This is a genomic window from Peribacillus butanolivorans (assembly GCF_001273755.1).
In the GTDB taxonomy this organism is placed as follows: domain Bacteria; phylum Bacillota; class Bacilli; order Bacillales; family DSM-1321; genus Peribacillus; species Peribacillus butanolivorans.
The window spans coordinates 2,047,658-2,055,525 of record NZ_LGYA01000001.1; the positions used below are offsets into that span (position 1 = coordinate 2,047,658).

The window sequence follows — 7,868 nt, forward strand, 5'->3', positions numbered from 1 at the left end:
TTTAATAAATAAAGGAGATTTTTCTATAAGTCAAACTTATCAAAAACAATAACTTTCTTGTTATTTACTTATACTCAATTCTATATTAGTATTAAGTCGAAGGAAGAGTTAGGGTGGGAGAACAGAGAGAAAATTCGACAAACTAACTTTTTTACTTATATTTATAGTAGACATGGTTTCAGTGAACCAGGTTTTACTTTTATGTGCAGAATAAGTTCTGACAGTTTAATAGGGGGTAATATTCATGACGAAAAATGACGTATACCAAGCGCGTAAATCCTTTGAAATTGAAGGGGAACGCTACAACTACTACAGCCTAGACGCTATTGAAAAAGCAGGGGACGGCCAAGTATCACGCCTTCCATATTCCATTAAAGTCCTACTTGAAGCAGTACTTCGCCAAGTAGACGGAAGAGTAATCACAAAAGAACACGTTGCGAACCTTGCTAAATGGGGAACAAGCGAGCAACAAGATATAGATGTTCCGTTCAAGCCTTCACGTGTTATCCTACAAGATTTCACTGGTGTTCCAGTTGTTGTAGATTTAGCTTCTCTACGTAATGCATTCGCTGCACTTGGTGGAGATCCTGATAAAATCAACCCGGAAATTCCAGTTGACCTTGTAATTGACCACTCTGTACAAGTTGATAAAGCAGGTACAATTGATTCTCTTGATGCCAATATGGATCTTGAATTCGAACGTAATGCAGAGCGTTACCAGTTCCTAAGCTGGGCTCAAAAATCATTCAACAACTACCGTGCGGTTCCACCAGCAACTGGTATCGTTCACCAAGTTAACCTTGAGTACCTTGCGAACGTAGTACATGCGGTTGAAACTCCAAACGGCGACTTTGAAGTATTCCCTGACTCTGTATTCGGTACAGATTCACATACTACAATGATCAACGGTATTGGTGTTCTTGGTTGGGGTGTCGGCGGTATCGAGGCAGAAGCAGGTATGCTTGGACAGCCTTCATACTTCCCAGTACCAAAAGTAGTTGGTGTGAAACTAACTGGTCAACTTCCTAAAGGAACAACAGCTACTGACCTTGCATTGAAAGTAACTCAGGTTCTTCGTGCACACGGCGTAGTTGGTAAATTTGTTGAGTTCTACGGCCCTGGAGTAGGATATCTTCCACTTGCTGACCGTGCAACAATTGCTAACATGGCTCCTGAATACGGTGCTACAGTTGGTTTCTTCCCAGTTGATGCAGAAGCCATCGATTACATGCGCTTAACAGGCCGTGATGAAAAACAAATTAAAGTTGTTGAATCTTACTGCAAAGAAAATGGATTGTTCTACTCTCCTGAAAACGAAGATCCAGCTTACAATGATGTTGTGGAAATCGACCTTTCAGCAATTGAACCAAACCTTTCAGGCCCTAAACGCCCACAAGATTTGATTCCACTTTCTCAAATGAAACAATCTTTCCATGATGCTATCAATGCACCTATGGGTAACCAAGGTTTCGGCATGGACAATTCTGAATTGGATAAAGAAGTAACTGTTAAATTTGCCGATGGTAAAGAAACGGTAATGAAAACAGGCGCGATCGCAATTGCTGCAATCACAAGCTGTACAAATACTTCTAACCCATACGTAATGCTTGGAGCAGGTCTTATTGCTAAAAAAGCAGTTGAAAAAGGCTTGACTGTTCCGGATTATGTAAAAACATCATTAGCACCAGGTTCTAAAGTTGTTACTGGTTACCTTCGTGATGCAGGTCTTCAACCATACCTTGATCAATTAGGATTCAACGTAGTTGGTTACGGATGTACAACATGTATCGGTAACTCAGGTCCATTAGCGGACGAAATCGAAGCAGCAGTTGCTGAAGCAGATCTTCTAGTAACTTCAGTACTTTCTGGTAACCGTAACTTCGAAGGTCGTATTCATCCACTAGTGAAAGCAAACTACCTTGCTTCTCCAACTTTGGTTGTGGCATATGCACTTGCAGGTACTGTGGACTTCGATCTTAACAATGATTCACTTGGTAAAGATAAAGACGGCAACGATGTGTATCTTGCTGATATCTGGCCATCACAAGAAGAAGTTAATGCTGCTGTTAAAGCAACAGTTACACCGGAATTATTCCGTAAAGAATACGAAACAGTATTCAACGATAACAAACGTTGGAATGAAATCCAAACAAGCAACGAAGCAATTTACGCTTTCGATTCTAAATCAACATACATTCAAAATCCTCCATTCTTTGAAGGATTATCACCAGAACCAGGTTCAGTTAACCCACTTTCTGGCTTGCGCGTAGTAGGTAAATTCGGTGATTCAGTAACAACTGACCACATTTCTCCTGCAGGTGCTATCGGTAAAGATACACCAGCTGGTATCTACCTTCGTGAAAACGGTGTGAAACCACGTGACTTTAACTCTTATGGTTCTCGTCGTGGTAACCATGAAGCAATGATGCGTGGAACTTTCGCTAACATTCGTATCCGTAACCAAGTCGCTCCAGGTACAGAAGGTGGTTACACTACTTACTGGCCAACAGGCGATGTAATGGCTATCTATGATGCTTGTATGAAATACAAAGCTGATGGAACAGGTCTTGCAGTTATTGCTGGTAAAGACTACGGTATGGGAAGCTCTCGTGACTGGGCTGCAAAAGGTACTAACCTTCTTGGCATCAAAACAGTTATCGCTGAAAGCTTCGAACGTATTCACCGTTCTAACCTTGCGTTAATGGGTGTTCTTCCTCTTCAATTCAAAGAAGGCGAAAACGCTGAAACACTAGGATTAACTGGTAAAGAAGCGATTGCTGTTAAAATCGACGAAACAGTTAAACCACGTGATATCGTAACAGTTACAGCTACTGATGAAGCTGGAAACGTAAAAGAATTTGATGTACTTGTTCGTTTCGACTCTGAAATCGAAATCGACTACTACCGTCACGGTGGTATCCTTCAAATGGTATTACGTAATAAATTAAAAGGCTAATTTAAGCTTTTGAGAAGCGGCAAACCTACATGCTAGGTTTGCCGCTTTTTTGTGTCAAGATTATGAAATACTGGAATAATATATAGTGATTTTTAGGAATAACGCTTTTCTGAATATGCATTTATTGATAAGATGGAAGAGGTTAGTGGAAATGGAAGTAAGTTGTTCTATTTCTGGAATTGAACAAATATTATATTGTAATGGGACTAGGGGGACGAGTATGCTTAAAAAAATTATTGCCTCGGTGGTCTTACTGTCACTGTTTACGATAGCAATCGTGCAAGCGATGGATAATAAACCGGATAAAAATGCTGAAAATGATTCCCTGGGTGGACTTAAAATTGGTGCAGCGGCACCAGATTTCTCCCTAAAGACGCTCGATGGCAAGCAGGTTAATTTGTCGGACTATAAAGGGAAAAAAGTAATGCTGAACTTCTGGGCTACGTGGTGCCCGCCTTGTAAAAAGGAAATGCCAGATATGCAGAAATATTCGCAACAGGCAGGAGATGATGTCGTCATCCTAGCTGTCAACATTGATCCGGAAAATGATGTACAAGCATTTGTTGAGGATAATGGCATCACTTTTACCATTCCTTTAGACAGTCAGAGTGCAAAAAACCCGGTAAATGAGCGTTATAAAATTCTTAGTATTCCGACGACGTACTTTATCGACAGTAAGGGTATTATCAGAAATAAAGTTATTTCAGCGATGCAGCTTAAAGATATGGAACGAAACATCAATAGCATCAAGTGACGGAATCCTTATGGGGTTCCGTATTTTTTTATATAGTTGGTATTGATTTAGCTTATATGTAACAAATTTGTCATAAATTAATTGAAAAATCAAAAAAATTATTAAAAATAAGGTTAATGCCTATGAAAATGGGTTAAAGTATAGAGGGTGATATAAAGGGGTGTTTATAAATATAAATAACTGATAATTATGACAATTTAAAGAATTCGCACCATATAGTCATAATTTTACGTTAATTGGGTAATGCTGAACATTATATTATGAACAAGTAGGTGAAAAGCATGAAAAAAAGAAAACGGACGTTTGAAGAATTGATTAAAGAAAATAAAAAAGAATTGTTGATGGACGTTAAACAAATGGAAAGACTTGAAGAACGACTTGAGAAAAAACATATGCAAAAGGCTGAATAACCATTATAAGGGCTTTCTTTCGAAAAAAAGAGCCAGCACATTGAAGTTTTCTTCAAAGTGCTGGCTCTTTTTCGATTTAGTTGAAAAATATGGAGCTTTTTCAAAAACTGGCACTCATGAATTTCAGCTTTTTTAACAATGATAAGGTAAGGAGGCGATTAAAAATGGGTAATCCTAAAAAAGATTCTAAACACTTTAGACCAAGCCATCTTGGTATGCAACCGAGAGCAGCAGGAGGAAATAACGGAAAGCAAATGCAGGATAAATCGGGCAAGCATCCTCAGGTTATTCAAACTAAGGGCGAATAAACTGCTTTAAATTTAATACTTGTAATAATATTATGTTTTACAAAAAAATAACATGAATTGAGGCGATAGAAAATGGGCTCATTTAAACACAATCCAGACAACCGATTAGATAATGTTGAAAAACTTCAGGATGCAATTCAGAATACAGAAGAGAACATAAATGCTGCAAATGAAACATTGTCATTCTCTTCATCGGGCGATAAAGAGGCGATAAGGGCAAAGAACGAACGAAGGAAAGAGAGTATTGCTGGCATGATGTCAGAAGTAGAAGATGAACAACAAGCTCGTGAAAGAGGTTATAAAACGGATAATGAATTAGAATAAATATGAAAGGGGGAGAAAGAAGTGGTCTTTCTCCCCCTTTCTTTAATGATTTTTCGTCTTTGGATGATGGATAAAGAATGGAAGTGTAAAAAATGGGCTAATTTCCTTAAATGAAAGTTGGCCGGAAGTTATGGTAAAATGTATATTGCAATAGAAATGAAAGTGGGGAATTATGATGTTGATTGCTGAAAATGAAATTGAGGTTCGATATGCAGAGACAGATCAAATGGGTGTTGTGTACCATGCTAATTATCTTGTATGGATGGAACTTGGCAGGACGAAATTGATCAATGATTTAGGCTTTTATTATGCTGATATGGAGGCGGTTGGTATCCTCTCGCCTGTCATGGATATCCAGGCTTCATATAAAATACCTGTTCGCTATGGTGATAAGGTTAAGATAAAGACTTGGATTGAAAAGTATGATGGTCTGCGTGTCATTTATGGATATGAAATCATTAACGGGGAAAATGAAGTATCGGCAACCGGCCAGTCATCACATGTTTGCGTTAAAAAGGACAACTTCCGGCCTATATCTATTAAACGTATGTTCCCTGATTGGCATGAGGCCTATGAGCAAAATAAAAAACCGGATTAACTAATGTAATTACATAATTTGAGGTGAATTAAGGATGGCGTTTGGGATAAAACGGGTAGACGTAGTAGCCTGGAAGCAGCAAATTGATCAGGGACAAATTGCATTTCTGACTCATTATTGGCTCGATGATCGCTTTCCTGGTTGTAAGACCGTGACAAAAGTTGGGTGCAATGATTTAGAACGATTAGCAGAGTGGGGCAAAAAATACGGACTGAAAAAAGAATGGATTCATCACCGGAAGGATGGTTATTCTCATTTTGATCTATTGGGGGCTAGGCAAAAGGAAATTCTTAAAGCCGAGGATATTAAAGAAAGGCTGGTCAATTGAATAGGGAATTTTGCAACAGCAGTCTACACCGCTGCTGCATGTATTAAGCACTTTTTTCGTAATGAAATTCAGGCTCAGTTAGTTTTTCATTAAAGGTGATAAGTAAATCGTGACCATCGAAGTACCAGATATCTTTTTCTTCCACATAGAAAGTAATCTTATTCAATGTAGTTGCCGCTGCCACAGCTTCAGGTTCTTCTATCATGATACCTAATGAAAAGCCGCTTTGAAGGGAACTATGTCCTCCATATCTTACATAAAAGCGCAAATGAGAGCCTTCCTGAAGCTCTAACTCATCGCTATACCACTTAGCAGCTTGTTCGGAAATTGTTAGTTTCATACAAATTCTCCTTCCCAGAGGTTCGCTATTTAAGTATAAAGTAATTATATAGCAGATGCGAATATTGTGCGCTATAGAAAGGAAATCGCTATGGAGATTATATACAATATTTGTTTTATTACTCGAAAAAAATCTGGCAAAAATGAAGTCTTAATGCTTTTTCGCAAAAAAGAGCCAAATAAACATAAATGGAATGGTGTAGGCGGGAAAATTGAACCAGGTGAAACAATCGATGAGTCGATGGAACGAGAAATTATTGAAGAAACTGGTTTGAAGGTAAAAGGACTGACCTTTCGTGGGATTGTGACATGGAATCAAACGGGAGGAATGTATGTATACCGAGCCGAAGATACAGGGGGTGGACTTCTAGCTTGCGATGAAGGAGAACTTGCCTGGAAGCCATATCAATGGGTTATGGAGGCAGATGAAGTTGTGCCCAACATAAAGTATTATCTAAGCGATATTTTACTGGATGACCCTCCATACGAATTTGCTTGTACATATGAAAACAATCTTTTACTCTCCGTTAAAAAGAAGCCATTGCCTAACATGAAAAAAATTATTTCTCCAACTAAAATCCGCCTTTGAGCGGTTTTTTTTTGAATTCAACGGAAGTATTTATTATGTCCTTAGCTATATAACATAAATTGGTAGATGAATATTTGGAATATTGGTATTATAGTGAGTTAAGCAAGCTTTTTATAGTTCCAAGAGGATTATTTCGGAAACTATACAATGTGAAGATATAGTGATAGATCATCTTATTTAGAGGGGGTAGCTGATTTGCGGAAAACAGAGCTGCTAAAAGGGAGTACGGAGATGGTGCTGCTTTCACTATTAGCTCAAAAGGATATGTATGGGTATGAAATGATTGAACAGCTTAAACAGTTAAGTGATGGCTATTTGCATTATAAAGAAGGTATGCTATACCCCGCTTTAAAAAGGCTTGAAGTGAAAGAGTATCTAATAAGTTATTGGCGAGATTCTTTAGAAGGTCCTAAAAGAAAATACTATTATGCGACGAAATTGGGTGTTGCTCAATTTCAAGTTCAATGGGAAGAGTGGAAGACCTTTCAAGATGTAATCGGTAAGGTTGTTTCACCTATCTATGAGCGCACACAAAAATAGCTGCAATGTCTGCAGCTACTTTGTTTTTTCTTTGGCTTCAGCCTCAGCCAGCTTTTTCAGCAAGATGGGCGTGGGCATATGCATGATTTGCTCTAATGGCATGTTGAGAGATTCAGATAACTTTAATGCGGTTTCAGTTGATATTTGTAATGGTTTCATGGCTCTTCTCCTAAAGACGATTTTTGATTAGTTCTAGTGTAGCCTCTATGCTTCAATTATTCAATCCTTATGAGGGCAATTTGCATGATTCAATCAGTCTTCTGCTTCCGCTAGTAGGTAGGAGATTAAAGGGTGAAACGTAATACTGCTGAACATATTTAATCTTAACAATGAAGTTTGTTAAAAACATAATGATTTAGAAAATTGGAAATTCTGCGGAAAAGGTGTTAGGGCATGCCAGGATTCTGAAACATTTGGCCTATTAATTTTAGAATAGAAATAAGCCCGTAAAGACGGGCTTTTATTTGTGCGCCCGGCATGGGTGCAATCTATAGGGTGAAAGTCCCGAACCATGAAGGCAGTTGTAGTGGTTAGCTTAATGCAAGGGTGTCCACGGTGACGTGGAATCTGAAGGAAGCAAGCGGCAAACCTCCGGTCTGAGGAACACGAACTTCATATAAGGCTAGGTATCATTGGATGAGTTTGCGAAACAAAACAAAGTCCTTACTGCCGAAGGTGGTACAGAGTAAATGAAGCAGATAGATGGAGGGAAAGATTGCACT

General features: G+C 38.6%; 11 protein-coding genes. 9 read left to right on the forward strand and 2 right to left on the reverse strand.

Annotation, left to right across the window (positions count from 1 at the left end; all coding sequences use genetic code 11):
* Positions 1-244 precede the first annotated feature (244 nt).
* The 7 genes from acnA (at position 245) to AKG34_RS09635 (ending at position 5,678) form a co-directional block, all read left to right on the forward strand.
* Positions 245-2,956 (forward strand): aconitate hydratase AcnA, encoded by a 2,712-nt coding sequence (gene acnA / locus AKG34_RS09610; protein WP_053345876.1) that lies wholly within the window; start codon positions 245-247, stop codon positions 2,954-2,956.
* Positions 2,957-3,107: 151 nt separating this feature from the next.
* On the forward strand, positions 3,108-3,710 hold the full coding sequence (locus AKG34_RS09615) for a TlpA disulfide reductase family protein (RefSeq protein ID WP_330219145.1): 603 nt from the start codon (positions 3,108-3,110) through the stop codon (positions 3,708-3,710).
* A gap of 281 nt (positions 3,711-3,991) precedes the next feature.
* Positions 3,992-4,120 (forward strand): FbpB family small basic protein, encoded by a 129-nt coding sequence (locus AKG34_RS26775; RefSeq protein ID WP_081108788.1) that lies wholly within the window; start codon positions 3,992-3,994, stop codon positions 4,118-4,120.
* A 164-nt stretch (positions 4,121-4,284) separates the two neighbouring features.
* A complete protein-coding gene (locus AKG34_RS09620; protein ID WP_053345878.1) occupies positions 4,285-4,428 on the forward strand; it encodes an acid-soluble spore protein N in 144 nt (47 codons plus the stop codon).
* 72 nt (positions 4,429-4,500) lie between these two features.
* Positions 4,501-4,752, forward strand: a complete 252-nt coding sequence (gene tlp, locus AKG34_RS09625; RefSeq protein ID WP_053345879.1) for a small acid-soluble spore protein Tlp — start codon at positions 4,501-4,503, stop codon at positions 4,750-4,752.
* A gap of 175 nt (positions 4,753-4,927) precedes the next feature.
* Complete coding sequence (locus AKG34_RS09630) at positions 4,928-5,350, forward strand: acyl-CoA thioesterase (RefSeq protein ID WP_053345880.1); 423 nt, start codon at positions 4,928-4,930, stop codon at positions 5,348-5,350.
* 34 nt (positions 5,351-5,384) lie between these two features.
* Positions 5,385-5,678 carry a hypothetical protein gene (locus AKG34_RS09635; RefSeq protein ID WP_053345881.1) on the forward strand — a complete coding sequence of 98 codons (294 nt, stop codon included), beginning with the start codon at positions 5,385-5,387 and terminating at the stop codon, positions 5,676-5,678.
* Between the two features lie 43 nt (positions 5,679-5,721).
* On the opposite strand, the gene AKG34_RS09640 is transcribed toward AKG34_RS09635, so the two are convergent.
* Positions 5,722-6,018, reverse strand: a complete 297-nt coding sequence (locus AKG34_RS09640; RefSeq protein WP_053345882.1) for a HesB/YadR/YfhF family protein — start codon at positions 6,016-6,018, stop codon at positions 5,722-5,724.
* Positions 6,019-6,108: 90 nt separating this feature from the next.
* Here AKG34_RS09640 and AKG34_RS09645 point away from each other — a divergent pair, with 90 nt between their 5' ends.
* On the forward strand, positions 6,109-6,606 hold the full coding sequence (locus tag AKG34_RS09645) for an NUDIX hydrolase (protein ID WP_053345883.1): 498 nt from the start codon (positions 6,109-6,111) through the stop codon (positions 6,604-6,606).
* Positions 6,607-6,801: 195 nt separating this feature from the next.
* Positions 6,802-7,146: a PadR family transcriptional regulator gene (locus tag AKG34_RS09650; protein WP_236694907.1), complete on the forward strand. Its 345-nt coding sequence runs from the start codon at positions 6,802-6,804 to the stop codon at positions 7,144-7,146.
* A gap of 15 nt (positions 7,147-7,161) precedes the next feature.
* Here AKG34_RS09650 and AKG34_RS26780 read toward each other — a convergent pair whose 3' ends face one another.
* Positions 7,162-7,305 carry a YycC family protein gene (locus AKG34_RS26780; RefSeq protein ID WP_082527609.1) on the reverse strand — a complete coding sequence of 48 codons (144 nt, stop codon included), beginning with the start codon at positions 7,303-7,305 and terminating at the stop codon, positions 7,162-7,164.
* Positions 7,306-7,868 lie beyond the last annotated feature (563 nt).

What these genes read in the sequence shown, in the direction of transcription:
- acnA (WP_053345876.1), top strand. Translation starts at nt 245, where the DNA reads ATGACGAAAAATGACGTATACCAAGCGCGTAAATCCTTTGAAATTGAA.
- AKG34_RS09615 (WP_330219145.1), top strand. Translation starts at nt 3,108, where the DNA reads ATGGAAGTAAGTTGTTCTATTTCTGGAATTGAACAAATATTATATTGT.
- AKG34_RS26775 (WP_081108788.1), top strand. Translation starts at nt 3,992, where the DNA reads ATGAAAAAAAGAAAACGGACGTTTGAAGAATTGATTAAAGAAAATAAA.
- AKG34_RS09620 (WP_053345878.1), top strand. Translation starts at nt 4,285, where the DNA reads ATGGGTAATCCTAAAAAAGATTCTAAACACTTTAGACCAAGCCATCTT.
- tlp (WP_053345879.1), top strand. Translation starts at nt 4,501, where the DNA reads ATGGGCTCATTTAAACACAATCCAGACAACCGATTAGATAATGTTGAA.
- AKG34_RS09630 (WP_053345880.1), top strand. Translation starts at nt 4,928, where the DNA reads ATGTTGATTGCTGAAAATGAAATTGAGGTTCGATATGCAGAGACAGAT.
- AKG34_RS09635 (WP_053345881.1), top strand. Translation starts at nt 5,385, where the DNA reads ATGGCGTTTGGGATAAAACGGGTAGACGTAGTAGCCTGGAAGCAGCAA.
- AKG34_RS09640 (WP_053345882.1), bottom strand. Translation starts at nt 6,018, where the DNA reads ATGAAACTAACAATTTCCGAACAAGCTGCTAAGTGGTATAGCGATGAG.
- AKG34_RS09645 (WP_053345883.1), top strand. Translation starts at nt 6,109, where the DNA reads ATGGAGATTATATACAATATTTGTTTTATTACTCGAAAAAAATCTGGC.
- AKG34_RS26780 (WP_082527609.1), bottom strand. Translation starts at nt 7,305, where the DNA reads ATGAAACCATTACAAATATCAACTGAAACCGCATTAAAGTTATCTGAA.